The sequence below is a fragment of the Acidaminococcus hominis genome (assembly GCF_900291475.1).
Taxonomy (GTDB): Bacteria; Bacillota; Negativicutes; order Acidaminococcales; family Acidaminococcaceae; genus Acidaminococcus; species Acidaminococcus hominis.
On sequence record NZ_OLMM01000003.1, the window covers coordinates 246782 to 271853 of the forward strand.

Annotated in this window: 21 protein-coding genes and 3 tRNA genes; 3 read left to right on the top strand and 21 right to left on the bottom strand. The window is 54.2% G+C overall.

Annotated elements, in window-relative coordinates:
- Positions 1-21: 21 nt before the first annotated feature.
- From csm6 to C7E10_RS03310, 7 genes are all read right to left on the bottom strand, one after another.
- On the bottom strand, positions 22-1347 hold the full coding sequence (csm6, locus tag C7E10_RS03285) for a type III-A CRISPR-associated CARF protein Csm6 (RefSeq protein WP_105325928.1): 1326 nt from the start codon (positions 1345-1347) through the stop codon (positions 22-24).
- A complete protein-coding gene (gene cas6 / locus C7E10_RS03290) occupies positions 1344-2117 on the bottom strand; it encodes a CRISPR system precrRNA processing endoribonuclease RAMP protein Cas6 (RefSeq protein WP_105325929.1) in 774 nt (257 codons plus the stop codon). Before cas6 ends, csm6 begins: the two co-directional genes overlap by 4 nt.
- Positions 2110-2721 (bottom strand): type III-A CRISPR-associated RAMP protein Csm5, encoded by a 612-nt coding sequence (locus C7E10_RS03295; RefSeq protein WP_146109041.1) that lies wholly within the window; start codon positions 2719-2721, stop codon positions 2110-2112. Before C7E10_RS03295 ends, cas6 begins: the two co-directional genes overlap by 8 nt.
- Before the next feature lie 140 nt (positions 2722-2861).
- Positions 2862-3740: an IS3 family transposase gene (locus C7E10_RS03300; protein WP_200820168.1), complete on the bottom strand. Its 879-nt coding sequence runs from the start codon at positions 3738-3740 to the stop codon at positions 2862-2864.
- Complete coding sequence (locus C7E10_RS12185) at positions 3691-4059, bottom strand: transposase (RefSeq protein ID WP_105325519.1); 369 nt, start codon at positions 4057-4059, stop codon at positions 3691-3693. Before C7E10_RS12185 ends, C7E10_RS03300 begins: the two co-directional genes overlap by 50 nt.
- A gap of 1095 nt (positions 4060-5154) precedes the next feature.
- The gene (locus C7E10_RS03305) at positions 5155-5736 is read right to left on the bottom strand and encodes a flavodoxin family protein (protein WP_105325931.1); all 582 of its coding nucleotides are present in this window, start codon (positions 5734-5736) and stop codon (positions 5155-5157) included.
- Positions 5737-5748: 12 nt separating this feature from the next.
- Positions 5749-6303, bottom strand: coding sequence for a helix-turn-helix domain-containing protein (locus tag C7E10_RS03310; RefSeq protein ID WP_158572335.1), 555 nt, complete (start codon positions 6301-6303; stop codon positions 5749-5751).
- Between the two features lie 118 nt (positions 6304-6421).
- On the opposite strand from C7E10_RS03310, the gene C7E10_RS03315 reads away from it, so the two are divergent.
- The gene (locus C7E10_RS03315) at positions 6422-7114 is read left to right on the top strand and encodes an AzlC family ABC transporter permease (RefSeq protein WP_105325933.1); all 693 of its coding nucleotides are present in this window, start codon (positions 6422-6424) and stop codon (positions 7112-7114) included.
- Between the two features lies 1 nt (position 7115).
- On the top strand, positions 7116-7460 hold the full coding sequence (locus tag C7E10_RS03320) for a branched-chain amino acid transporter permease (RefSeq protein WP_231086474.1): 345 nt from the start codon (positions 7116-7118) through the stop codon (positions 7458-7460).
- Positions 7461-8016: 556 nt separating this feature from the next.
- Here the strand turns inward: C7E10_RS03320 and C7E10_RS03330 are convergent.
- From C7E10_RS03330 to polA, 7 genes are all read right to left on the bottom strand, one after another.
- A tRNA-Leu gene (locus tag C7E10_RS03330) sits at positions 8017-8103 on the bottom strand.
- Positions 8104-8144: 41 nt separating this feature from the next.
- Positions 8145-8230 (bottom strand) — tRNA-Leu (locus C7E10_RS03335).
- Between the two features lie 31 nt (positions 8231-8261).
- A tRNA-Leu gene (locus C7E10_RS03340) sits at positions 8262-8348 on the bottom strand.
- Positions 8349-8450: 102 nt separating this feature from the next.
- The gene (locus C7E10_RS03345; protein WP_231086473.1) at positions 8451-9014 is read right to left on the bottom strand and encodes a lytic transglycosylase domain-containing protein; all 564 of its coding nucleotides are present in this window, start codon (positions 9012-9014) and stop codon (positions 8451-8453) included.
- A gap of 207 nt (positions 9015-9221) precedes the next feature.
- Positions 9222-9827, bottom strand: coding sequence for a dephospho-CoA kinase (coaE, locus tag C7E10_RS03350; protein ID WP_105325936.1), 606 nt, complete (start codon positions 9825-9827; stop codon positions 9222-9224).
- 9 nt (positions 9828-9836) lie between these two features.
- Entirely contained in the window at positions 9837-10658 is an 822-nt protein-coding gene (mutM, locus tag C7E10_RS03355; protein WP_105325937.1) for a bifunctional DNA-formamidopyrimidine glycosylase/DNA-(apurinic or apyrimidinic site) lyase, read from the bottom strand.
- 15 nt (positions 10659-10673) lie between these two features.
- Positions 10674-13286, bottom strand: coding sequence for a DNA polymerase I (gene polA, locus C7E10_RS03360; protein WP_105325938.1), 2613 nt, complete (start codon positions 13284-13286; stop codon positions 10674-10676).
- A gap of 348 nt (positions 13287-13634) precedes the next feature.
- On the opposite strand from polA, the gene C7E10_RS03365 reads away from it, so the two are divergent.
- Positions 13635-14828, top strand: coding sequence for an aminotransferase-like domain-containing protein (locus C7E10_RS03365; RefSeq protein ID WP_105325939.1), 1194 nt, complete (start codon positions 13635-13637; stop codon positions 14826-14828).
- Between the two features lie 744 nt (positions 14829-15572).
- On the opposite strand, the gene C7E10_RS03370 is transcribed toward C7E10_RS03365, so the two are convergent.
- The 7 genes from C7E10_RS03370 to argB all read right to left on the bottom strand — a co-directional run bounded on the left by C7E10_RS03370 (position 15573) and on the right by argB (position 24766).
- A complete protein-coding gene (locus C7E10_RS03370) occupies positions 15573-17105 on the bottom strand; it encodes an alanine/glycine:cation symporter family protein (RefSeq protein ID WP_105325940.1) in 1533 nt (510 codons plus the stop codon).
- 897 nt (positions 17106-18002) lie between these two features.
- Complete coding sequence (locus C7E10_RS03375; protein ID WP_105325941.1) at positions 18003-18902, bottom strand: DAPG hydrolase family protein; 900 nt, start codon at positions 18900-18902, stop codon at positions 18003-18005.
- Between the two features lie 123 nt (positions 18903-19025).
- Complete coding sequence (gene argH, locus C7E10_RS03380) at positions 19026-20438, bottom strand: argininosuccinate lyase (protein WP_105325942.1); 1413 nt, start codon at positions 20436-20438, stop codon at positions 19026-19028.
- Positions 20438-21658 carry an argininosuccinate synthase gene (locus C7E10_RS03385; protein WP_105325943.1) on the bottom strand — a complete coding sequence of 407 codons (1221 nt, stop codon included), beginning with the start codon at positions 21656-21658 and terminating at the stop codon, positions 20438-20440. The genes argH and C7E10_RS03385 overlap by 1 nt, the downstream gene beginning before the upstream one ends.
- Positions 21659-21699: 41 nt before the next feature.
- Positions 21700-22641 carry an ornithine carbamoyltransferase gene (gene argF / locus C7E10_RS03390; protein ID WP_105325944.1) on the bottom strand — a complete coding sequence of 314 codons (942 nt, stop codon included), beginning with the start codon at positions 22639-22641 and terminating at the stop codon, positions 21700-21702.
- A 19-nt stretch (positions 22642-22660) separates the two neighbouring features.
- Complete coding sequence (locus tag C7E10_RS03395; RefSeq protein ID WP_105325945.1) at positions 22661-23851, bottom strand: aspartate aminotransferase family protein; 1191 nt, start codon at positions 23849-23851, stop codon at positions 22661-22663.
- A 27-nt stretch (positions 23852-23878) separates the two neighbouring features.
- Entirely contained in the window at positions 23879-24766 is an 888-nt protein-coding gene (gene argB / locus C7E10_RS03400; RefSeq protein WP_105325946.1) for an acetylglutamate kinase, read from the bottom strand.
- Between the last annotated feature and the right edge of the window lie 306 nt (positions 24767-25072).

Below are 25072 nucleotides of genomic sequence, written 5' to 3' on the forward strand. Positions count from 1 at the left end.
GTTGCCTCCTCTAAAAAATGATTATACCTGAGCTTTCAGCAGTTCTTCCAGTTTTTGGTTCAGCTGATCATACACCATTTCTTTAGGCACCCGGTAATGATCCCCCAGAACAAAATAAAAAACCGCCTGAATGTCCTGATAGATTTCCTGCATGGATTTTCCCACTGCAGCTTTCACATCAGCATCGGTCAGTGGCTGAATCTGATGGGCTTGTTTATTGCGGATTTTGCTTTCTACGTTCCGCAAGGTCTGCAACGTTTTCTTGATAGCCTCCGGTACTTCCTCTCGGGTCTGCAGGAACAGTTCCAGATAATAATAGGACAAATTCTGCCCATCCCGCAGGGGATAAGGTAAGGTATCCTTAAGCTTCTGGTAATATTCCGGAAAATTCTCTTTGATTTCAGAAAGCTGCATTTTATCGTAGTTTTTCTTGCCGGTGAATTTTTCCAATGGAATCTGGAGCTTTTTGGTAATATAAAAACAGAGCAGTTCATAGAGAAATGGGCTCAGCTTGACAAAGAAGTCCTGCTTATAGTCCTGTTTCAGGCGAATTTCCATGACCCACAGGTATTCCCGCAGCTTAATGGCAGCTTTGTCCCGTACCTGGGGAAAGAGAAATTCCTCATAGGCAGGATACTGACTCAAGGTTTTCTCTGCTGCCTCGTAATCCAGGTTGGAGCGTTCATAGGCGTGCTGCACCAGGTCCAGTACTTCCTGGGACAGGATATCCCGGTTTTTATTAGCCAGTTCCACGGCATTCTTGTAGCTGTAGGCCTGGACCAGTTCCACCAGTTCCCGGGCCACCTGCCGGTATTTGATAAAGCGCAGTTTGGGTTCTGTACAGCGATTTTCACATTCTTCGGGGAGATTGTCCAAATTCCCTTCGATAATGTCTTCTACCGGAGTAGTATCCAACAAATGCTCAGTATTGCGGTTGGAGCCTTTTTGGGGAGAAGAAACCTGGATGGCCTTGGCCTTGTCATATTCAATGGCCAGAACAGCCAAAATCATCTTCATCTGGGGAGTACCGGAGCTGGTATTCAGCAGGATTTCTGCCTCCGGATAGGCATCCACCAGGCGGTAGAACTCATCGGTCATCCGGTACAAAGAATCCAGTTTGTGAACGTCCACAATATCGGTTTTGATCAGTTCAAGCTCACAATCCGGTTTTACCGCTAGGATAGGCTTGGTGTACCATTGGCGTGCTTCTTCCTTCTCGGTCATTTCCTTGCTCAGAAAGAGCACGGCCTTATCCGGCTGGTACCAGCGGACAATATGAAGGATGGCTCCATCCCGCAAATCCCGGATGGGGTCCGTATCTCCTACAGCTGAGTATAAAATTTTCATCGCCACAGCTCCATTTCTACCTGGGTGCCGCCCATGCCCAGGGCTGTTTTGATACCCACGCCGGAAAATTGGGCGTAGTCAGCCAGAAGGGCTGCAAGCCGGCGTAAGATGATATTATTTTTTAAAACTACGGTATAATTGCCCCGAAAGGCCTGGACCCGGGTGCCCTCCAGGGCAAAGGGGTGTAGCTTCAGGTCATAGCCGCCGACAAAGAGATTGTTTACCAGCTCCTGTACGGCATCCGGAGCATCGATGACTTCACTGTCACTAAAGTGGTTCCAGCGTTGGAGCAGGCTGTGAAACAGCAGTTCCAGCTCCGGATAAAGGGCATAGGTGCCATTGGTTTTAAAGGTGGTGGAGGTCAGAAAAGCAAAATGAAGTTTGCGGTAGTTTTTCCCCTCACCCAGAAAGGTATTGGCCAGGGTGTCATAATCTGTTTCTCTGCAGCATTGCCGCTGGGTGATCTCCACGGTTACGCCCTTTTGTTTCAGGCGGAAGGTCTCCGGCAAATTCCAGGCGAGTTCCAGCAGTCTCTGGGCCGCCTCCTGGTTCAGGCTGGAAAGCCGCCATTTCAGAGTGTGTTCCTGCCTGTCCACATAAAGGTATTGACTGTAGGGTCGCAGGTTCTCCAGGTGCAGTTGGGCTGCGTAGTCGGGGTCAATAATTTCCATCAGGACTCCCTGAAGCAGGCTGCCGGCAGATTGGGTCAGTTTGGTTTGTTCCTTGGGCTGAAGCGTCAATTCAATAGTGGTTAAGGGTTTGCTAAACACGGTAAATCCTCACTCCCCCCATAAGTTGTAATTCTTTCCCAAATTCAACACATTTTAACATATGTGGAGAGATTTGCTTGTCCATATTATGTTTATGATCTTCAAATTCATTATGCAAAATTGTCCATATGACTGGAACCGCATCTTTTGGTGTATCTGCCAATGCCCAAAGCAAGCTTTTATGCAAAAAGCCAGTATTCCTTCCTAAATATGCATTTCCTTTCCGCATTTTAGTAAATAAATCATGTCTATTTGGAAACCCCTCCATTAAAACTTTATTTAGTGATTGGTAATATTCCTCCAGAATCTTCATCAAATCGTCTACTGACGAAATTCCAATATTAGCCAGCAATGGTTTTTCCAAAGTCAATGTAAATTGGAATTTTGTTCCTGGTCGGATTGTCTCAAAGTAGACGTTTATTTCATTAGGTTTATACGGCTTATCTTTTATATCTATTTTCTTTACAATAGCTGTAGGAACATTCCTGCGTTTCCCATTTGGCATACCATCAACAAGCATTGCATCTCCGCAACGCACTCCTCTTAAACAATCGTTGCTGCAGGTATCATCCGTGAAATCTTTTTCTGTTTTTATTTTTAACAAATAGTTTTCCAGTTCATTGTCGAGCTCTTCTAATTTCGCTTTAATTTCGTCTATTTTTTTATTTTCTATAGAATGGATTTCCTTTACAACTTTATAGTGGCACGTTTGTCAAGACCAAAATCGATGAATTTCTAAATGTATCAGGCAGCAGACATTGCAGCATTGAGCAGCAGTGCCGGGAAGTAGCGCTCTGCTGGCGGGACGTTCCCGATGGCTGAGTGGCAGCGCTGGAAGTTATACACGTTGATGTAGTTGCGGATGGCCTTGCGAGCCTCCCGGATGTTGCGGTACTGCGTGAGATAGGCTTCCTCATACTTGAATGTCCGGAACCACCGCTCAATCTTGATGTTGTCGGCCCAGCGGCTCTTGCCATCCATGCTCTGGCGGATCTTGTGTTCCTTGAGGAAAGCCTTGTACTCCTTGCTGGTGAACTGGCATCCTTGGTCGGAGTTGAGAATCTGCGGCTTTGCTATACGGAGCGCCTTCCTTACGGCGGCAATGACCATCCGGGTGTCCAGGGTATCGTCCACCTCCCAGCCAACAATGCAGCGGCTGTACCAGTCGATGATGGCTGTCAGATAAACGAAACCGTGCTCCAGGGGAATGTAGGTGATGTCGATGGACCATGCCTGGTTAGGCTGCTGAATATCCACATGCTTCAGCAGGTAGGGCATCACCTGCGCTTGTTGCTGCCGCTTGGAAAGGTTCATCTTCGGATAGATGACGTCGATGCCCATCTCGCGCATATAGCGAGCTGTCTTGCGTCGTCCGGCCTGATGCCCGAGGCGCTGCAGCTGCGAGGCCAGCTGCCTTGCGCCCCAGGCAGGATTGTCCGTGTGGAAACGATCGATGATGCGCTTGCATTCCAGCTCTTCATCTGATGGAGTGTTCTCTTTGGGGTGGTAGTATTGGCTTGTGCGGTTGACGCCGAGCAGCTTTGCTGCTTTCCGAAGGGAAAGCTCCTTGCACTCACTCCTCGAAAGGTTTTGGAGAATACTGTTTCTCGTAGTCCGGTCCAAGAATTTCCTCAGATTTTTTTTTCAACCAATCCACCTGCATGGTGAGTTGGCCAACTTTGCGGGCATAGGAGGCTTTCTCCTTCCGCTCGGTCTCGAGTTTTTGATTGAGGTTGTCCTCTCTGGAATCATCGAATATGATGCTTGCCTTGCTGAGAAACTCGTTCTTCCAGTTCCGCAAGAGGTTCGGCAGGATTTCGTTCTCAGCCGCCAGCGTGTTGAGGTCTTTCTCACCCTTGAGCAGCTCGATGACGAGATCGGATTTGAATTTCGACGTGAAATGACGGCGCGTGCGTGACATGATGATTATCTCCTTTTTCATTGATCGCCTCCAGTATACCACGAGATTCACATTAAGAAATAGTTTCGAAGTTGTCTTAATTCATAGTTCCATTATACCCGGCGCCACCTCTCTCACCTTTGATTGATGTCAACAATTCAGCACAACCACGTTTCTAAAATTACATTTTTCTGAGCACAACGTGGGGGAAACCAAGAAATCAAAAGTGCATTATTATTGCGAATTTTTCTCTAGAAGCTGACCTCGCGCGCTGGCGGGCGCAGGTGGCACTCGCCCTTCCCGTCGCACGTTGTGCGACACCCTCCCCATAGTGGTTCGCATTGGACCAATCAGCTGCGCTCTTCGAGCTTGCTTCTTGGAATGCTATCACAGAGGTCGCATTAGCCGGTCCTCCATTGCTGCCTTGATGTGGACGACCGGATGCGACTCCCAAATGTTGAGGGTTATAAGACGGAGAGTGCTCCTTCTGCGGCCAAAGGCCGCTAATAATTGATAAAAAATGATACCTGGATTAAACTTCTATCGTCGCCCCCGGCGACACTTCCTGAGCGGTTCGCTGCTAGCCAGTCATTTTCGCCCTACGGGCTCAATTTCTGGGCAGCTATCACATGGCTCGCGTATTCCAAACAGCTTTTGGAATACTTGTAGCGCTGTTTGGACGCGAACGCAACGTTTTACGGTCGCATCCAAATGTCAATCAGTTCCCCGAGGACATTTGGTATATGCGACCTATGTGATAGCCGTCCGTGAGCCGAACCCGTAGAGTGAAGGAGAACGGAGCACGGCGAACCACTCAGGAAGCTTCCAAGACACCACTGGTCAAGTGTTAATCATTACGATAGGCGTTACCACTACATGAGCTATCAAATCACCACTCGTAAAGGCCAGCACGTCCTCTGCCCTCCCCGCCTACCAGGAAGGGGAGGGACGGGCCATACCAAGAATCCATGGGCCCTGGGTGGGGCAGGTCCCTTCCGTACCCTTCGGCCGCAATATGGGTTGGGTTCGCTGGGTGACTGCTCTCTAACCGGCTTTCGCTTCATAAGAAAAGCACTGCCAGAAATGGAGTTCCATTTCCGGCAGTGCTTTTCTTATCTGGCATTGCTTTTTCTATTCTTATTTTCCTATCCGCAACAGTTCCTGGGCAAAGGTGCGGGTTCTTTCTGTCTTTTCTTGGTCCAGAAATACGGTGTTGTAGCCCAGGTGGCGTTCGCAATGGGCGCCGCAGTAGTGCAGCTGGCTATGGCGGCAATAGCGTTTCATGCCTTCTTCAAACAGGTCGGCGCCTTTTTCGGGGCGGTAGCCGCAGGTGAGGAGCAGGGCCAGGTTCTTGCCTTTCCACAGGGAGAGGCCGCGTTTGTCGCCGTAGTACATATTCAGGGCGTACACCAGCCGGTCCAGCAGGGCTTTCATGGGCGGGGTGCAGTACCAGGAATAGATGGGGGTTGCCAGTATCAACAGGTCGCTGGCCAGGATTTGGGGCAGCAGGGGGTTCAGGTCGTCCTGTTGGACGCAGGCGGCGGTGCTCCAGTCTTTCTGGCACCAGCGGCAGGCGGTGCAGGGGCGGATTTCCAGGTCCGGCAGGTTGATTTCGGTGACTTCTGCTCCGCTCTGGCGTAGTTCGTCAGCCAGGATTTTTTCCAGGGTGTTGGTGTTGCCCTGGGCCCGGGGGCTTCCTTTAAAAATCAGGACTTTCATGGTTATCCCTCCTTAGGCTCTGGGATACTGGTTGATGCAATAGGCCTGCATCAGGCTGTTTTCGCTGTTTTGGTAGGTATGGCGCAGGCTGGCGTCAAAGCGCAGGCTGTCCCCTGCCTCCAGGGTAAACACCTGGCCGCCTACAGTCATGGTGAGCTGGCCCTGCTTGACCAGCAGATACTCCAGGGCCGGGGCGGGGTGGCCTTCGGTCATGTGGCTGGCGCCGGGGTCCAGTTCCAGCAGGTAGATTTCAAAATCTCGGTCCTGGCTGGTGGGATAGTAGCAGCTGATCCGGTACTGGCCGGCTTCGTCCAATTGGGGGCGCAGGTCGGTATAGGCCACTTTTTGGACATTTTCCCGGGGCGGCTCCAACAGGGCCGAATAGGTGACATGCAGGGCTGTGGCAATTTTCCAGATGGTATTGATGGTGGGGTTGGCTTTGCCGTTTTCCAGCTGGGACAGCACGGCCTTGGACACGCCGGTTTTCAGGGCCAGCTGGTCCAAGGACAGGCCCTGTTCCTTGCGAAGCTGCTGGAGGTTGTTGCCTATGATGGCAGAGATTTCCATATGGGGTCTCCCTCTCTGATGCCCGCACTTTTGCATTGCATAGCAGGGCACTATGGGTTATAATGTTCGATATAATGAACTTACGTTTAATATATCATTTTATCAGGGAGGAAGCAAGATGAAACTTAAAGCGCTGAAAGCGGCTTTCCCTTTTACCATACCGATTTTTGCCGGCTTCTGGTTTCTGGGCATGGCCTATGGGATTTACGCCCGGAGTGTGGGCTTCAGTTTTTGGTATCCGATGATTATGAGCATGACGATTTTTGGCGGCTCTTTGGAATTTATCACGGTGAGTATGCTGCTGATGCCCTTTGCGCCTCTGCAAACCTTCATTGTTTCGCTACTGGTCCAGGCCCGGCATCTGTTCTACGGGATTGCCATGCTGGACCGGTTCAAGGGGTTGGGGCTGAAGAAATACTACCTGATTTTCGGGATGTGCGATGAAACGTTTTCCATCAACTATACTGCGGATATTCCGGAAGACGTGGATAAGGGCTGGTTCATGGTATTTGTGACGTTGCTGAACCAGTTCTACTGGGTGTCCGGGGCTACGTTGGGCGGGCTGTTGGGGTCCTTTATCCGTATGGACACCAAGGGTATCGAGTTCGTGATGACGTCCATGTTTGCGGTGATTTTCGTGGAACAGGCCCGGAAGGAAACCACGCCCCTGCCGGCCCTGGTGGGCTTTGCCAGTGCCTTTGTGTGCCTGTGGCTTTTCGGGCCCCAGTCTTTTATGATTCCTACCATGCTGGCTATTTTGGCGCTGCTGACCCTGCTGCGCCGGCCTATTTCCCAAAGAGAGGAGAATTAAGATGAACCCATCCCCCATGCCTTTATTTGAACAAGGAATCACCATTGCCCTGTGCGTTGTGGGCACCATGCTGACCCGTTTCCTGCCCTTTTTGATTTTCTCCTCCAAGAAGCCCACCCCGCCCTACATTCAGTATTTGGGCAAGGCCCTACCCTGTGCAGTCTTTGCCATGCTGGTGGTGTACTGCCTGAAGGACGTGTCCCTGTTTACCGGCAGCCACGGGATTCCTGAGGCCATTGCGCTCTTGGTGACTGTTATCCTCCAATGCTGGAAGCGGCAGATGCTGATCTCCATTGCCGGAGGCACGCTGCTGTATATGTACCTGGTGCAGCAGGTGTTTGTGTGAAAGGATAAAGGCGTATCGTTCACTATCGATGAAGCTGTGAACGATACGCCTTTTTGGTGCAGAAAACGATGTAATTTTTGGGTTGATGCGGTCAGCGGGGTGTAGGTGTGGGGCGGGCCCATCCGAGGCGCTGCGCACCCCACCTTCCCGCAGTTGGACTGCTGTTGCTGCGGGAAGGCAAGCGGCCGGAGGCCGCAAAAAGCTTTGTTAAACTTCTATCGTCGCCCCTGGCGACACTTCCTTCACCCTTGAAGGAAGCTTCCATAACCGCCTCTGGTCAATTGTTAATCGTTACGATGGCGTCTCCACTACTGTAGCTAGCAACACTCTCATAACTGCGGCCGCCGGCCCCATGCCCTCCCCGCCTCCCAGGAAGGGGAGGGACGGGCCATACCATGCATGCAAAGGCCCTGGGTGGGGAAGGTTCCTTCTGCGGCCAAGGGCCGCAATACGTTTTGAGCTTTCTCCGTCAGCTTTTGGCTGACACCTCCAGGCATAGTACCAGCATAACAAAAAAAGCTGTAACATCAATGATGTTACAGCACCTGTTTTATATTGGTGCGGCCAAGAGGAATTGAACCTCCACGGGGTTGCCCCCACTAGCTCCTGAAGCTAGCGCGTCTGCCAGTTCCGCCATGGCCGCATGCAAACTATGGAATTGTAAAAGGTTGTCGCGTAAGTAATTGGTGCGGTTGGCGGGACTTGAACCCGCATGAGGTTGCCCTCACCAGCCCCTCAAGCTGACGCGTCTGCCTTTCCGCCACAACCGCAAAGTTGTGTGATTGTGTTTCGGTAAAAATTTGGTGCGGCCAAGAGGAATTGAACCTCCACGGGGTTGCCCCCACTAGCTCCTGAAGCTAGCGCGTCTGCCAGTTCCGCCATGGCCGCTTGTGTCTTATCTCGACAACAACGAAATTATATCATGTGGTTTGAACTTCGTCAACACTTTTTTAAAACTTTTTTTGAGAAATTTTTCCGGTGGTTTTGGCCCTAGTAATCTTTCAGGGAACGCTTGTATAACTGCTGGTAGCGATCCCGGTCCGCCAGCACTTTTCCAACATAGGACCGGGTCTCGCCCAGGGGTATCTGGGATATGTCTTTGAAGTCATAGTCCCAGCCGTACTGCTCCATCCACTCTTTGACGGTGCCCCGGCCTGCGTTGTAGGCGGCCAGCATGAGCACTTCGTTGCCGTGGAATTCGCTTTCCAGCTCGCTGAGATACCAACAGCCGAACTTGATGTTCAGTTCGGGCTTCAGCAGCAGTTCATCCCGAAAATTGGGGAAATCCGTACTCCGGGCAATCCAGGCGCCGGTTTCCGGCATAATCTGCATCAGGCCCAGGGCTCCCGTGTGGGATTCCGCGTCCGCCTTGAAGCCGCTTTCGTTTTTGATTACGGCTACGGCCAGGAACGGGTCCACCCGGTATTGGGCGCTGTACAGATGAATTTCCCGGGCGTAGGGCCAGTTATACACCAGCTTCTTTTGGGCAAAGTCCGTCCGCCAGACAAAAAAACTGGTAGTCAGCAGCAGCAGAAATACCAGCAGTGCTGGCAAGCAGCCCGGCCCTCGTCTCCGTCTTCTCGTTCTCAATAGGATCCCTCTCCAAATAGGCAAAACTGCCCTAAGGCAGCGTTTTTCAACCAAAACAACCAATAATAGCCAATGATGCTATCTATATATTGTAACAAATTTTGCAGGCTACTTTCAACCATTCTTTGTTACAAATCGGTGACCCCTGCTAAACGGGTTCTGTAAAGAGGCCTAGCGCTGGGCTTTCTGCTGGGCCAGCACCTTTTCCAGGGCGGCCCGGGTCTGGGCATACAGGTCCTCCCGGGTACCGGAGTTGTCCAGGATTACCTGGGCGCGTTTTTTCTTTTCTTCTACGGGAAGCTGCCGGTCAATCCGGTCAATGACTTCCTGCCGGGTCATGCCTGACCGGAGCATGGCCCGCTGTATCTGCTGCTCCCGGTCCAGCACCACCAGCCACACCTGGTCCGTCAGGCGGTCCCAGCCGGTTTCCAGCAGCAGGGGTACATCCAGCACGGCCACGGGTGCTGCTGCGTACTGGCGCAGGAAGGCGTCCCGTTTTTGGGCAATGGCCCGGTGGACGATGGTGTTCAGGGTCGTTAGGGCCTTGGGGTCGTGGAAGGCCAGGTCCGCCAGCTTTCCCCGGTTGAGCTCTCCAGCCGGGGTAAGAATGCCGGGGCCAAAGGCCTCCTGGAGCTGCCGCAGGGTGGGTGAACCGGCCGCCTCCACCTGATGTCCGGCGGCGTCTGCGTCAAAAACGGGGATACCCAGTTCTTTCAGGTAGGCGCTGACCGTGCTTTTGCCTGAGGCAATGCCTCCGGTAAGTCCAATAACTGTCACTGCTCTCACCTACTTCTGGCAGTGGGGACAGTAGACGCTGCCCCTGCCTGCCACTTTGATCTGCACCAGGGGTGTGCCGCAGCGGAAACAGGGCTTGCCCTTCCGGTGGTACACCTGAAGGTACTTTACGTTGTCCCCCATTTCGCCATTGGCGTCCTGGTAGTTGCGGAAGGTGGTGCCGTGGTTTCTCAGGCCCTGGGCGATGACCTGGTTCACCCCGTCCACCACCTGCTGCCATTCTTTTTTGGTTATGCGGTTCACCCGGCGGGTGGGCCGGATGCCGGCGGCAAACAGGGCTTCGTCGGCGTAGATGTTGCCCAGGCCGGCAATATGGCTCTGGTCCAGGAGGAAGGCTTTGAGCACGGTGCTCTTGCCCTTGGCCAGCTGCCGCAGGTATTCCGCTGTCAGTTCGGGGGACAGGGGCTCCGGCCCCAGGGCCTCGTAGCCCGGGTCCCGTTTGTCGTCCTGGCCCAGGAGCTCCACCACCCCAAAGGTGCGAATATCGGTAAAGTACAGGTTTTCGTCCCCGCTGAGGAAAAAGGCCAGCCGGGTATAGGGCGGCTCGGGGTCGCCCTTTTTCCCGGCCAGCAGGGCACCGGTCATGCGCAGGTGCACCAAGAGATACCGGTCGTCTGCCAAATGGAGGGTCAGGTACTTGCCCCTGCGGCCTACACGGGTGATTTGGGCGCCCTGGACGGCCTTGGCAAAAACCTCCGGGGCCGGGTAATGGACCATTTTGGGCAGGTCCAGCCGGACGCCCAGGATGGTTTTCCCGTCCACGTGGGGGCCCAGGCTCAGCCGTACTTGTTCTACTTCTGGTAATTCCGGCATGCTTTCACCGCTTCCTTATTTGGCCAGGGCCCAGTTAGTGCCGGTGGCTACATCGGCCACCAGGGGCACCTGGAGCTTTACGGCCTGTTCCATGGTTTCTTTCACCAGCTTGCCCACCTGCTCGGCTTCGTCCTGGGTGACTTCCAGCACCAGTTCATCGTGAACCTGGAGCAGCACCCGGCTCTTGACGCCGGCTTCCTGGAGCTTCTTTTCCACCTGGAGCATGGCAATCTTGATGATGTCTGCTGCGGTGCCCTGGATGGGGGTATTGATGGCGGTGCGTTCGGCAAAGCTGCGCTTATTGAAGTTGGAGGCGTGGATGTCCGGCAGGTAGCGCCGGCGGCCGAACAGGGTTTCCACGTAGCCCAGGTCCCGGGCCTTTTGTTTTTCCCGTTCCATATATTCCTTGACGCCGGTGTAGCGGGCAAAGTAGCTGTCGATGTACTGGGCCGCTTCCGCCCGGGAGACCCCCAGCTGTTTGGCCAGACCAAAGTCGCTGATGCCGTAGATGATGCCGAAGTTCACGGTTTTGGCCTTGCTGCGCATATAGGGGGTGACTTCCTCCAGGGGCACACCAAAGACCTCGGAGGCGGTGCGGGCGTGGACGTCCTGGCCATGACGGAAGGAGTCCAGCAGCAGCTCGTCGCCGGCAATGCTGGCCATGACCCGGAGCTCCACCTGGGAATAGTCGCAGGACAGCAGCAGGTCGTAGCCTTTGCCGGGGACAAACATGGCCCGCATGCGCTTGCCCACTTCCGTACGGGTGGGAATGTTCTGAAGGTTGGGTTCCGTGCTGGACAGCCGGCCGGTGACCGTGGCCATCTGGTTAAAGTGGGTGTGGATCCGGCCTGTCACCGGGTTGATCAGGGGATGGAGGCCCAGCAGGTAGGTGGACAGCAGCTTGGACAGCTGCCGGTATTCAATGAGGGTTTCTATCAGGGGGTGTTCGCCCTGGAGGGCTTCCAGCACGGACACGTCGGTAGAATACCCGGTTTTGGTCTTTTTAATGATGGGCAGGCCCAATTTTTCAAAGAGGATGACGCCCAGCTGCTTGGTGGAGTTGACGTTGAACTCCTCCCCTGCCTGGTTCCAGGCCTGCTGCTCCAGGGCAGCCACCCGGCCGGTCATTTCCTTGGTGACTTCTTCCAGCATGGCTTCGTCTATGGCGATGCCCCGGTATTCCATCAGGGCCAGGTTTTCGGTCAGGGGCAGCTCGATGTCCTGGTACAGCTGGGTCTGGTTCCGGTCCTCCAAAAAGCCCCGGAGGAGGGGCACCAGGGCTGCCGCGTCCTGGGCGGTGCCGCCGTGCCCATGGGGCAGAAAGGTTTCCGCCAGCCGGGTGAGCTCATAGGAATTTTCCCCGGGTTCGTACAGGTAGGCGGCCAGTTCCGGGTCGTCTGCCACGCCCAAAAGGTGACTTCCCTGCTCCAGCATATATTTGTACAGTTCCTTGGGATTGGGAATGGCTTTTTTCACCACAGGGTCTGCCAAAAGTTCCAGGGCAGCGGCCTTGCTGCTGTCCGTAACCTTCCAGACGTACTCCTTGTCCCCCAGAACCAGGTTCAGCTGTTCCAGGGTACGGTGGGGCAGGTCGCCGGACAGGGCATAGGTCAGGGCCAGTTCTTCGCCGGCCTGACGGATTTGCTGCAGCAGGTCCTGGGCCTCTGCCTGGGTGGTGATTTCCACCTGGGGCAGGGCCGGGGCAGCAGCTTCCACCTGGGTTCCTGCAGCCTCAGCGGCGGCGTCCCCTTCCTGGCTGCCCAGCACGGGCAGAAAGCGGTTCCACAGGTTCTTGAACTGGAGTTCCTGCATCAGCTTCCGGCTTTCGGCGGTCATGCCGGTCAGGGCGTAGGCCTTGGGGTCCCGGCTGATTTCCGGCACGTCCAGGCAAATGGTGGCCAGATCCTTGGACAGGAGCGCCTGGTCCCGGTAGGTTTTGAGTTTTTCCTGAAGGGACTTGCCTTTGACGTCGGCGGCATGGTCCAGGACGTTTTCCACGGTCTGGTACTCCGTAACCAGCTTCAGGGCCGTCTTGGGGCCCACCCCCGGCACGCCGGGAATGTTGTCGCTGGTGTCCCCCATGAGCCCTTTCAGCTCGATAATCTGCCGGGGCACCAGGCCCTGGTATTCGGCCTTAAAGGCGGCCTCGTCGTAGATGCCCAGGTTGGAGATGCCTTTTTTGGTAAAGTACACCTGGACATTGTCGCTGATCAGCTGGAATTCGTCCCGGTCCCCGGTGACAATTTTCACCTGCACATCCTTGGGGGCGGAGGCAGCCAGGGTCCCGATGATGTCGTCGGCTTCGTAGTTGTCCACTTCCAGGGTGGGAATGCCCATGGCCGTTAAAAGGCGAATGGACAGGGGGAACTGCTCTTTCAGTTCCGGGGGCGTAGCTTTGCGCTGGCCCTTATAGGCTTCGAATTTCTCCGTCCGGAAGGTTTTCCGGGACTTGTCGAAGGCCACGGCCATGTAGGCCGGTTTCAGCTCCTGGAGGAGTTTCAGCAGCATATTGCACAGGCCGTACACAGCTCCCGTAGGCACCCCGGTGGGGCTGGTCAGGGGAGGCAGGGCGAAAAAGGCTCTGTGAATCAGACTGCTGCCGTCTATAATCAGGAATGTTTCTTCCATAGTACACCATCCTTTGCTCAGATACTTCCATTATACGATATCCCCGGACCCCATGCAAAAAGCATTTTGTTTGGGGTTGCCAGCTAGTGGCGTTCCTCAGTTTTGCTTATTGTTCCTGCAAAAAATTTTAGCCATTTTTGCGGCTCACTTTCCCACCAGGAGAAAGCGGAAGGCCGCCAACTAAAAATAACCTGTATTATTTAGTACAAAAATGGTATAATTTATCCATAAAATTTGGTATTCTGTCAGGGATTCTTGACGCACCGTGGAGTTGGTGATACCATTTTTATACTGTTTTTTTATTTGCCGCATATTTCAGGTGCAGCAATATCTTAGGAGGTCTTTATTATGGAGTACAAGTTTGCCAAGCGGATGGATTCCATGCAAGCATCCGCAGTAAGAGAAATCTTAAAAGTAACCCAGCGTCCGGAAGTGATTTCCTTCGCTGGCGGTCTGCCTGCCCCAGAGCTGTTCCCGGTAGACGAAATTGCCAAGGTTTGCGCTGAAGTCTGTAAGGACGAAGGCCGCAAGGTGCTGCAATACGCTACCACCGAAGGCAATCCTGGCCTGCGCCAAAAGATTGCTGACCGCACCAACAGAAAGTACAAATCCAATCTGAAGGCTGAAAACATCCTGATCACCACCGGTTCCCAGCAAAACCTGGATCTGGCCGGCAAGATTTTCTTTGATGAGGGCGATGTTGTGCTGATGGAAAGCCCCACCTATCTGGCTGCCATCAATGCGTTCAAGGCTTACGGCCCGGAATTCAAAGAAGTTCCTACCGATGAAAAAGGGATGATTCCTGAAGAACTGGAAAAGATTTTGGCTTCCACCCCTAAGATTAAGCTGATTTATGTCATTCCCGACTTCCAGAACCCGACCGGCATTTGCTGGACCCTGGAACGCCGCAAGGCATTTATGGACCTGATCAATAAATATGAAGTTCCTGTACTGGAAGACAACCCCTACGGCGAACTACGCTACGATGGCGAAACCCTGCCGTCCCTGATGAGCATGGACACCAAAGGCCTGGTCATGGGCATGGGCACGTTCTCCAAGACCTTCTGCCCCGGCCTGAGAATTGGCTGGCTGGCTGCCAACACCACCCTGCTGGCTGAATTTGTGAAGGTAAAGCAAAGCGCCGACCTGCACACCTCCGCTTTTGACCAAGCCATCATCGACCGCTACATGGACGAATACAGCCTGGACGAACACGTCAAGGAAATCAACGCCTTGTACAAGCATCGCCGTGACCTGCTGATCAAGACCATGGAAGAAACCTTCAAGGACGGCACCACCTGGACCCATCCCGATGGCGGCCTGTTCCTGTGGCTGACCTTCCCGGAAGGCGTCAGCGCCCGGAAAGTCTTCGACAAATGCATCGAAAAGAATGTGGCCGGCGTGCTGGGTGAATTCTTCTACCCCAACGGCCATAACGACCATCATATGCGCATCAACTATTCCAATATGCCTGACGACAGAATCGTGGAAGGCATCCACAGAATGGCTGCTGCCCTGCAGGAAGTTAAAGAAGGAAAATAAACTCTGCGGTTGAAAGAGCTGTGAAAAAAAAGCTTGCGAACAAATTTGCGTTCGCAAGCCTTTTTTTATTGTTCGTTATAGCCGTTATCTACACCTCAAAACTTCCTCCGAGACCCTGCGGGCCCCACCTCCTTAGCGGTTCGCGGCTCGCTGCTCAGCTGCGTCCTACGGACTTGCTTTGCAGGCCGCTATCGCATGGGCCTTATTAACCAAACATCCTTTGGAAGGATTTGGGGATGTTTGGATGCGGCCGCAACGCTTTACGGTCGCATCCAAATGTCAATGCTGTTTTTCAAGGACATTTGGAATATGCGACCTATGTGATAGCCGTCCGTGAGCCGAACCCGTAGGGTGAAGGAGAACGGAGCACGGCGAACCACTCAGGAAGCGTTCATATCCACTACTGGCCATGTGATAAAAAGGTATATTGCAATCATCTACGTACTATAATTTCTTTTCCTATACCCGTTTAGCACATGGCTCTATGGGCCTAAGACTGGCCCCTTCAAACGTTGCGCTCACATCCAAGAGCAAATCAGTTAGTCAAAAGGCTCTTGGTTCATGTGAGCCATGTGATAGCAGCCCAAGAAGCGAGCTCGGAGAGCAAAGCTGATTGGAGCGCTGCGAACCACTGGAGGGGCTGGCAGCCTGCAAGGCTGACTGAGGAAGTTCAAATTAGGCCGCAAACAGCCCGCGGCTTATCCTACGGGCTTACTTTGCCAGCAGGTGTACAAACTTTGGTTCCTACTCTTTCCAACAGGGTGTCTCAAGGCCCAGGACTTTCTGGCTGTCAAAGGGTGCCTTGGGGTCCCGGTCCTTGCGGACGTAGTCCTGGCAGGCGGCCTGGACCAGGGCAAAGCCTTTGTGCAGCAGCGGCACGTTGCAGTACACCATAAGGATATTGGCCAGGTCGGAGAAGGCCCACAGGTTCCCCAGGTCGTAGCCGGCGATGTTGACCAAGATGCCAAAGGCGGCTACCAAAAGGCACAGGCCCCGGACGGCATTGGTCAGGGTCTGGCTGCTCCCCAGCCGGGCGGCGGCGATTTCGGAAAAGGACACCATGCCGATGAGGCAGGTGTAGGCAAACAGGCAGAAGCACAGGGTCAGCGCCAGGGTCACGGCCAGGTTCAGGCTGGTACCCGGGGTGAGTTCCGCCACGGAAATCAGATACTTGGGAAGTTTCCCCGCTTCCGTCCAGGCTGCCGGGTCCTTGGTCCACACATGGGCCATGACGATGATAAAGCCGGTCATGGTGCAGATGATATGGGTGTCCAGCATGACCCCGGCCGCAGCCAGCAGGCCCTGTTCACAGGGGTGGTTGTCATCAGCGGAAGCGGCGGACATGGTGATGGTGCCCTGGCCGGCTTCGTTGGACATGAGGCCCCGCTTCACGCCCTGGACCAGCACGGTGCCAAAGACGCCCCCAAAGAAGGCATCAGGCCGAAAGGCGCCCCGGAACACTTCCTGGAAGAAAAAGGGCACGGATTGGACATTGGCGAAGATCAGCAGCAGCACGGTGCCCACGTACACCACGGCCATCACCGGCACCATTTTATTGGTAGCCCGGGTGACCTTCTGGATGCCCCCAAAGGCCAGTACTCCGGTAAAGACCAGCACCACCAGGGCGGCGGCGTAGTAGAAGAAAGAATTGGTAGGAATGGTGCTGCCGGTGACCATTTCGGCGATGGCTCCCAGGGAGGACACCACGTTGAAGCCTTGGGCGGGCAGGCAGCCCAGGGCATAGAAGATGTACAGGCAGGAGAGCAAAATCCCCGCCAGCTTTTTGCCTCCTAGCAGTTCCCGACCGTAGAAGGGCAGACCCCCTACAAACTCCCCGCCCCGGCGTTCCTTAAACAGCTGGGCCAGGGTGGCTTCCACAAAGGCGGTGGCCATGCCAAAGAAGCCGGAAACCCACATCCAAAACAGGGCCCCGGGACCGCCTACGGCAATAGCCCCGGTAACGCCCAAGATGTTCCCCGGCCCCACCCGCATGGCGGAGCTCAGGAGAAAGGCCGCCAGGGGCGAAATCCCCGTGCGGACCTGCTGCCGCCGAGCCAGGAGCCGAATGCCCCGCCCCAACTGGGTCACCTGGACAAAGCCCAAGCGTAGGGTGAAATACACCCCGGAGCCCACCAGCACCAAGATGGCCAGAGAAAAGCTGCCTAAAAGGGGCAGACTTTTGTACCAGCCGAACATAGTAGGAAAATCCCAAAAGAAATCCGATAACGGCCCTACAAAGTGCAGAACCGAATTGACCCAGGCAAAAAGCCCTTCCATGTCCACCATCTCCCTTGTTATTTTGTAAAATAATTTTCTGAATAATTACTCTTCTACTATAGCACATTCTTCCAGCCAGATACATGGCTGGAGCTATTTTCTTTTTTCCCCGCTCTACTTTGTACAATTGATGTAATTCTTGCCTTTTTAACTGAGTTTTCATTTTTTTGCTGGGATGCTTCCTAAAACGCTAAAACATATTACGAACCTATAATGCCTACGGCATTTTCAAAGAAGCTTTTATTGCGGAAACTAATCTTATAGATTATAAAAGGAGTAAAGAGGAATGAGAGACTGTAGATGATGAGAATAAGGAAATGGCCTACACTTCTCACAGATCATTTAGCTGATAATCAATTGATTTAGCGTTAAAAAGAGAGGCTGAAGAATAAGAAACAATAGCTGAGGGGCACAAGGAAATGGCCTATACTTTTCACTGGTCATTTTGCTGATAAGCGTTTGGTTAAGTGTAAAAAGGGTATGATGAGGAATAAGAGACGGTAGATGATGGAAATAAGGAAATGGCCTACACTTTTCTGCGAAAAGTGTAGAGGTGTTTTTGGGAATATATGGCCCGCGGGAGCGGGCGGAAACCCCATCCTTGCCCCGCTTTATGATTGGGGCGGAACGGAAAGAGTTTATAATTGAAGGCGGATTGGGCCTACACTACCATGGTCCTTGCACTAGCCCATTGCAAGGAACGGAAACAATGGAAACACGCCTACAAGGCCCCCTGTTATCCCAGGGGCCTTGTATCATTTCATCTCTATACAAAAAATGGCACTGCTCTACGCAGTGCCAAAAAACTGGAAAACATGTTGCAGGTGTTTTCCTATCTTGTTATAGCTGCCGCCTTACGCAGCCGTTTAGCCTTTTCCTCCGCTCCCCCAGCTGTCCTTATTTCCCGAACTCCGCGTACAGGGCAGGCAGGATCTGGGACAGGCGGGTAAACTCGATCATATCGTGCATGGACATGGCAAAAGCGCCTTGAAGCAGTACTTCCTCCGGGACTGCCGGGGCCTGTTTGAGGGCTGCTTCCACTTGCTGGGCGAGTCCCGTCAGCTTTGTCATGCCCCTGTGGGTCCCCAGCCAGTAGTGGGAAATCAGTTCCAGGCCGCCGGGGACTTCCCGGCCCAGGTGGAACATCATGCCGGAGGGCACGCCGGGGCTCTGGGGCAGATCGGACCAGCCGCTGGCGCTAAAGCCATAGCCGCCCTGCTGCCAGGTTTCCTGGGTAAGTCCCAGGGCAAAGGGATCCCGGAAATGGATAGTCACATTCAGGAGCTGGTCGCCGGTGAGCTCCACCACCTGGTTGGGATTTTCCGGGTCATAGAGCTTTTCGGCGTAGGTTTTGGCTGGGTCTTCCAGCCGTTCTGGATAGGGCACCCGGTTCCGGACATGGGCATAGGGGGACCAAAGAGCGTAGCGCTCGTCATGCCCCATATGCCAGGCAAACCACCATTCCAGCATCTGGGCAGTGGCCCCGGGGAAAAAGTGCCGGCTGAAGGAGCAGATGATCCGGCCACTTTCAGCATTTCCCAAAAGCCCGTACCCGGCCACCGGCAGGTTGTAGGGCTGCTGGAACAAGCGGTTCAGTTCTTCCCTAGTAGGCGCAAACAGGGCTTTTTCCGGCAGGGGTGCCCATTTCAGGGCTTCCACCATAGCCACAGGGACTTCCAGAGTGTCGGCCAGGTATTTTTCGTAGGGGGTACCGGCCACCAGTGCCCGGTTCTTTTGGTGCTGGGCCACATATTCCGGTGGATACCAGGTCAGCAGGGTATTTTTTTCAGCGTTCATACAAATTCCTTCTTTCTTCAGGCAGGTTCCGGCAATTTCCGGGTACCTGCCAAAAAAATACCCCTCCGCTAGGAGAGGTACTTTTTTGTTATGACTGCGAAACTTCTCACAGGGAGTTTCGTCTTATAACCGTTCTTGCAGTTCTGCCAAAATGGCTTTCTGTTTTTCCAAAGCTTCCTTGCCCAGGGCGATTTGCTTGGCATTTTCACTGGGGGCAGGGCCGCCGTAGGAGGTCCGGGCTGCTACGCAGTTTTCGGGCTTCAGGCATTCCAGCAGGTCTTCTTCAAACAGGGGGCACATAGCTTTGTATTCTTCCATAGTCAGCTGGCCCAGATATTTGTGCTCGGCAATGGCTTTGGCCACGGCCTTGCCCACCACTTCATGGGCTTTGCGGAAGGGCATGCCCTTGCGCACCAGGTAGTCGGCCAGGTCGGTGGCGTTGGAGTAGTCCAGATGGACGGCTTCGGCCATGCGTTTTTCGTTGACGGTCATGGTCAGGATCATATCCCGGTAGACGGTCAGGGAGAACTTCACGGTATCCACCGTATCGAAGAAGCCTTCCTTGTCTTCCTGGAGGTCCTTGTTGTACGCCAGGGGCAGGCCTTTCACGGTGGTGAGCAGTGCCATCAGGCTGCCAAACACCCGGCCGGTTTTGCCTCTCACCAGCTCGGAGATGTCCGGATTCTTTTTCTGGGGCATCATGGAGGAACCGGTGGCGAAGGCATCGTCCAGCTCGATAAAACCGAACTCCGTGGAGGACCACAGGCACATTTCTTCACTGAGCCGGGACAAGTGCAGCATCAGGACGGAAGCAAAGGACAGGAAGTCCAGTACGTAGTCCCGGTCGCTGACGGCGTCCATGCTGTTGCCGTACACCTGGGAAAAATGCAGTTCCTTGGCCACCTGGAAGCGGTCAATGGGCAGGGTGGTGCCGGCTACGGCACCTGCGCCCAGGGGCATGATGTCGGCGTCTTCCCACACCCCATGGAGGCGGCGGAAATCCCGGCGCAGCATATTAAAGTACGCCAGCAGATGGTGTCCAAAGGTAATGGGCTGCGCTCTCTGGAGATGGGTATAGCCGGGCATCAGGGTCTTCAGGTGCTTTTCCGCCATGGTCAGCAGGGCTTCCTCAAAGCGGATCAGCAGGTCAATGACCTCGGTGACTTCCCGTTTCATGTACATATGCATATCCAGTGCCACCTGGTCGTTGCGGCTCCGGGCTGTATGCAGGCGCGCACCGGCGTCCCCGATTTTTTCCGTCAGGGCGGCTTCCACGTTCATGTGGATGTCTTCCAGCTCGGTCTGGAACTGGAAGGTGCCGGCTTCGATTTCGGCCAGGATTTCCTTCAGGCCCTTTTCAATCTGGGCCACGTCTTCCTGGCTGATGATTCCGGTATTGCCCAGCATATGTGCATGGGCAATGCTTCCCCGGATATCTTCCTTGTACAGCCGCTGGTCGTATTCAATGGAGGCGTTGAACGCATCCACCAGGGCATTGGTATCTTTACTGAATCGTCCACCCCAAAGCTTCGCCATTATTTCAACTTCCCTTGTTTCATCAGAGCTCTTACCGTCAGCGGCAGGCCAAACAGGTTGATGAAGCCTTGGGCATCAGCCTGGTTGTACACTTCGTCTTCGCCGAAGGTGACGTATTCCTTGCTGTACAGGGAGTACGGGCTGGTAGTGCCGGCGGTGATGATGTTGCCTTTGTACAGCTTCAGTTTCACAGTACCGGTAACGGTCTTTTGGGTTTCGTCCACGAAAGCCTGCAAAGCTTCCCGCAGCGGGGAGAACCACATGCCATCGTAAACCAGTTCTGCATAGCGGATGCCGATGGTTTCCTTATAGTTGAAGGTAGCCCGGTCCAGGCAGATGTTTTCCAGTTCGTTGTGGGCATAGTAGATGATGGCGCCGCCAGGAGTTTCGTAGACGCCTCTGTCCTTCATGCCTACCAGACGGTTTTCTACCATGTCGCTGATGCCAATGCCATTGCGTTTGCCGATTTCGTTCAGGGTTTCCATCAGTTCTACAGCGGACATTTTCTTGCCGTTAACGGCAACCGGTACGCCCTGTTCAAAGTCCAGGGTAATGTATTCGTCCTTGTCCGGAGCGGCTTCCGGAGTCTGGGTCATGATGTAGATTTCGGATTTCGGTTCGTTGGCCGGATCTTCCAGGTCGCTGCCTTCGTGGGACAGATGCCAGATGTTCCGGTCCATGCTGTAGTCCTTTTTCTTGGTTACAGGCACGGGAATGTTATGGGCAGCTGCATAGTCGATGGCGTCTTCTCTGGATTTGATATCCCATTCTCTCCAGGGAGCAATGACTTTCAGTTGGGGAGCCAAAGCCTTGATGCCCAGTTCGAAACGCACCTGGTCGTTGCCTTTGCCGGTAGCGCCGTGAGCGATAGCGTCAGCGTTTTCCTTCAGGGCAATGTCCACCAGGTATTTGGCGATAATGGGACGGGCAATGGAGGTACCCAGCAGGTACTTCTTTTCATAAACGGCACCGGATTTTACCATGGGCCAAGCATATTCCTTCAGGAATTCTTCCTTCAGGTCCAGAATGTAGGCTTTGCTGGCACCGGATTTGATGGCTTTGTCATGGACAGGAGCCACTTCTTCCCCTTGGCCGATATCAGCCGTTACGGTGATGACTTCACAGTTGTTGTAGTTTTCCTTCAGCCAGGGAATGATACAGGAAGTATCCAAACCGCCGGAATAGGCCAATACGACTTTTTTAATGTCTTTTTTATCCATGCTATGCAATCTCCTTTTCGTTAATACGCTATCTACATACTTTACAACACTTCGTCACTCATTAGCAAGGCCATAATGGCTTTTTGTACATGAAGACGGTTTTCTGCTTCGTCAAATACCGCAGAATGGGGTCCTTCGATGACCTCGTCGGTGATTTCTTCCCCTCTGTGGGCAGGCAGGCAGTGGAGCACCATGGCGTCCGGCCGGGCCACGCTCAGCAGTTCGGCGTTGATCTGGTAGTCGTGGAGGGCTTTCACCCGGACTTCCTTTTCCGCTTCTTCGCCCATGGAAGCCCAGACGTCGGTGTAGAGGACGTCGGCGCCTTTGGCAGCTTCATACAGGTCTTCTTCTACCTTGATGGTGCAGCCGGTGATGGCTGCGTCCATTTTGGCCATATTCACAATCTGGGGGTCCGGCTGGTAGCCCTTGGGGCTGGCGCAGACCATGTTCATGCCCACCTTGGCGCAGGCGAACATCAGGGAATGGGCCATGTTGTTGCCGTCCCCTACGTACACCAGCTTCCGGCCCTTGAGCACGTCCTTGTATTCCAGGATGGTGAACATATCGGTCAGGGCCTGGCAGGGATGGAGCAGATCGGTGAGGCCGTTGATGACCGGAACACTGGCATAGTCGGCCAGTTCCTTGACGGCTTCGTGGGAATAGGTCCGGATCATAATGCCGTCCACAAAGCGGGACAGTACCCGGGCGGTATCTTTTACCGGTTCGCCCCGGCCAATCTGGGAGGTGGACTCGGTCATGTAGATGGGGTGGCCGCCCAGCTGATGGAAGCCGGTTTCAAAGGAAACCCGGGTCCGGGTGGAGGCTTTGGAGAAAATCATGGCCAGTGTTTTGCCCTTCAGGTATTCATGGGGTTCGCCCAGTTTTTGTTTCTTTTTCAGTTTGCGGCTGACATCCAGGATGGTGGCGACTTCGCCTACAGACAAATCATGGATGGAAATCAGATCTTTATTTCTTAAAGCCATGTTCTTCCCCTCGTTTTCTTTAGAAGTCTGCCAGGAGTTCATCCAGACCCTGGAGCAGTTTGTCGATGTCTTGTTCGGTAATAATCAGCGGCGGTACAAAACGCAGGACGTTCCCCGCCGTGCAGTTGATGATAAGGCCTTTTTCCAGGCAGCCCTTTACCAGGGAGGCGCCGGGTTTGGAAAGCTCCGCCCCCAGGATCAGGCCCATGCCTCTTACGTCGGTGATTTTGTCCGGATACTTGGCCTGAAGGCCTTTCAGCCCGGCCTTAAAGTATTCGCCGGTTTTGGCAGCCTGCTCGTCTAGGTGCAGCTTCTTCATTTCGCTGATGGCCGTATAGCAGGCGGCGCAGGACAGGGCGTTGCCGCCGAAGGTGGACCCGTGGTCCCCAGGGGCGAACACGTGGGCCAGACGCTCGGTGACCAGGAAGGCTCCCATGGGGAAGCCGCCGCCGATGGCTTTGGCGGTGGTCATTACGTCGGGCTTAACGCCGCTGTACATCCAGGCAAACCAGAAACCCGTGCGGCAGACGCCGGTCTGGATTTCGTCAAACATCAGGAGGGCATCGTGCTTCTGGCACAGCTCCTTGGCTTTTTCCAGGTAGCCGGCCGGAGGTACGTGGACCCCGCCTTCCCCTTGGATGGGCTCCAGCAGCACGCCGCAGACCTCATCGTCCATGGCCGCTTCCAGAGCCTTCACGTCCCCAAAGGGCACGTACACAAAGCCTTCCGGCAGAGGGTTCAGCCCTTCGTGGTAGTGTTCCTGGCCGGTGGCGGTCAGGGTTTCCATGGTGCGCCCGTGGAAGGAATCCAAGGCGGTAATGATCTTGAATTTCTTGGGGCTCTTTTTCACGCCGTATTTCCGGGCCAGCTTGATGGCCCCTTCGTTGGCTTCGGCGCCGCTGTTGCAGAAGAACACCCGGTCGAACTGGGCGGCTTCGCACAGCTCCTTGGCGGCCTTGGCCTGGATTTCGGTGTAGAACAGGTTGGAGCAGTGCAGCAGCTTGCCAGCCTGTGCGCTCACGGCGTCCACCAGGGGCTTGTAGTTATAGCCCAGGGCGTTGACGGCAATGCCGGCCAGAAAGTCGGTGTATTCCTTGCCGTCGGCGTCGTAAAGATGAACCCCTTCCCCGTGGTCCAGGGCAATCTGGTTTCTGCCAAACACCGGCAGATAATAATGGTCCGTTTGTTCAATAATTTCTTTTGTATTCATCGGCACAATCTCCTGTATATTCTTGCATTAGTCTCTGACCACTTCGGTACCCACGCCCTTGTCGGAGAAAATCTCCTGGAGGATGGAGTGTTCCTGGCGGCCATCGATGATGTGGGTCTTCACAGCGCCCCCGGACAGGGCGGCGATGCAGGCCTTCACCTTGGGGATCATGCCCCCGTCGATGCTGCCCTTCACAATCAGTTCCTGGGCCTTTTCAAAGGTCAGGGTGGACAGGAAGGTGGACTCATCGTTGTGGTCTTCGTAGATGCCCTTCACGTCGGTGAGCATCAGCAGCTTTTCGGCCTTCAGGGCCCCGGCTACCTCGCCGGCTACGCTGTCGGCGTTGATGTTGTAGGTCTCCCCGTCTTCCCCAATACCGGTGGGGGCAATGACGGGAATGTAGTCATGGGCCAAAAGCAGGTTGATCAGGTCCGTATTGACCTTTTCCACCGTGCCCACGTAGCCGATGTCCACCAGGTTCACCTGGCCGTTTTCGTACACATCAGCCAGATGTTTCTTGGCTTCCAGCAGGCGGGCGTCCTTGCCGTTCAGGCCAATGGCGTTGCCCCCCAGAATATTCAGGCGCCGCACCAGGTCAGTGTTGGTTTTGCCCACCAGGGCCAGTTCGGCGATTTCCACCGTTTCTTTATCGGTAACCCTAAGACCGCTGACAAACTCGGATTTCTTGCCGGCTGCCTTCAGCATGGCGGTAATTTCCGGGCCGCCGCCGTGGACCACCACCGGCTTCATGCCGGCGCAGTGCAGGAACACGATATCTTCCAGCACCTTGTTTTTCAGCTCATCGTTCAGCATGGCGTTGCCGCCGTATTTCACCACAACCGTTTTGCCCTTGAAAGCGCTTAAATATGGCAGTGCTTCAACTAAGATATTCATTTCGTTGTTTTTTATCTGCATATTTCTTCCTCCTCAAAATGGGTTTCCCGTTTTGTCCGACCCTCATCGGTAGTCGGAGCCATAGTTGGCACGCTTCACCAGGACACGAGTTTTTCCGTCGTTCACCCTCGGCTGCGGGCAGGGGAAAACGACCTTTACCACTATGCAATTGTCCAAGCCGTCATCCCCTCCTTTGTCCTTATGGTGAATTATTATACACTTTCGTGCATAAATTCGCAACCGTTTTTTCCACTTTTTTTAGGAATTTCCTGTCCTGATAGTACTATTATTATAAGCCTTTCAGCAGGAATCTACACGTTTTTGGTG

Coding starts and splice junctions, on each gene's coding strand:
- argH (WP_105325942.1), bottom strand. CDS start 20,438: ATGGCGAAGCTTTGGGGTGGACGATTCAGTAAAGATACCAATGCCCTG.
- C7E10_RS03305 (WP_105325931.1), bottom strand. CDS start 5,736: ATGAAAGTCCTGATTTTTAAAGGAAGCCCCCGGGCCCAGGGCAACACC.
- csm6 (WP_105325928.1), bottom strand. CDS start 1,347: ATGAAAATTTTATACTCAGCTGTAGGAGATACGGACCCCATCCGGGAT.
- argB (WP_105325946.1), bottom strand. CDS start 24,766: ATGCAGATAAAAAACAACGAAATGAATATCTTAGTTGAAGCACTGCCA.
- mutM (WP_105325937.1), bottom strand. CDS start 10,658: ATGCCGGAATTACCAGAAGTAGAACAAGTACGGCTGAGCCTGGGCCCC.
- C7E10_RS03315 (WP_105325933.1), top strand. CDS start 6,422: ATGAAACTTAAAGCGCTGAAAGCGGCTTTCCCTTTTACCATACCGATT.
- C7E10_RS12185 (WP_105325519.1), bottom strand. CDS start 4,059: ATGAAAAAGGAGATAATCATCATGTCACGCACGCGCCGTCATTTCACG.
- C7E10_RS03375 (WP_105325941.1), bottom strand. CDS start 18,902: ATGAACGCTGAAAAAAATACCCTGCTGACCTGGTATCCACCGGAATAT.
- C7E10_RS03310 (WP_158572335.1), bottom strand. CDS start 6,303: ATGGAAATCTCTGCCATCATAGGCAACAACCTCCAGCAGCTTCGCAAG.
- argF (WP_105325944.1), bottom strand. CDS start 22,641: ATGGCTTTAAGAAATAAAGATCTGATTTCCATCCATGATTTGTCTGTA.
- C7E10_RS03395 (WP_105325945.1), bottom strand. CDS start 23,851: ATGAATACAAAAGAAATTATTGAACAAACGGACCATTATTATCTGCCG.
- polA (WP_105325938.1), bottom strand. CDS start 13,286: ATGGAAGAAACATTCCTGATTATAGACGGCAGCAGTCTGATTCACAGA.
- C7E10_RS03320 (WP_231086474.1), top strand. CDS start 7,116: ATGAACCCATCCCCCATGCCTTTATTTGAACAAGGAATCACCATTGCC.
- C7E10_RS03385 (WP_105325943.1), bottom strand. CDS start 21,658: ATGGATAAAAAAGACATTAAAAAAGTCGTATTGGCCTATTCCGGCGGT.
- C7E10_RS03370 (WP_105325940.1), bottom strand. CDS start 17,105: ATGGAAGGGCTTTTTGCCTGGGTCAATTCGGTTCTGCACTTTGTAGGG.
- C7E10_RS03365 (WP_105325939.1), top strand. CDS start 13,635: ATGGAGTACAAGTTTGCCAAGCGGATGGATTCCATGCAAGCATCCGCA.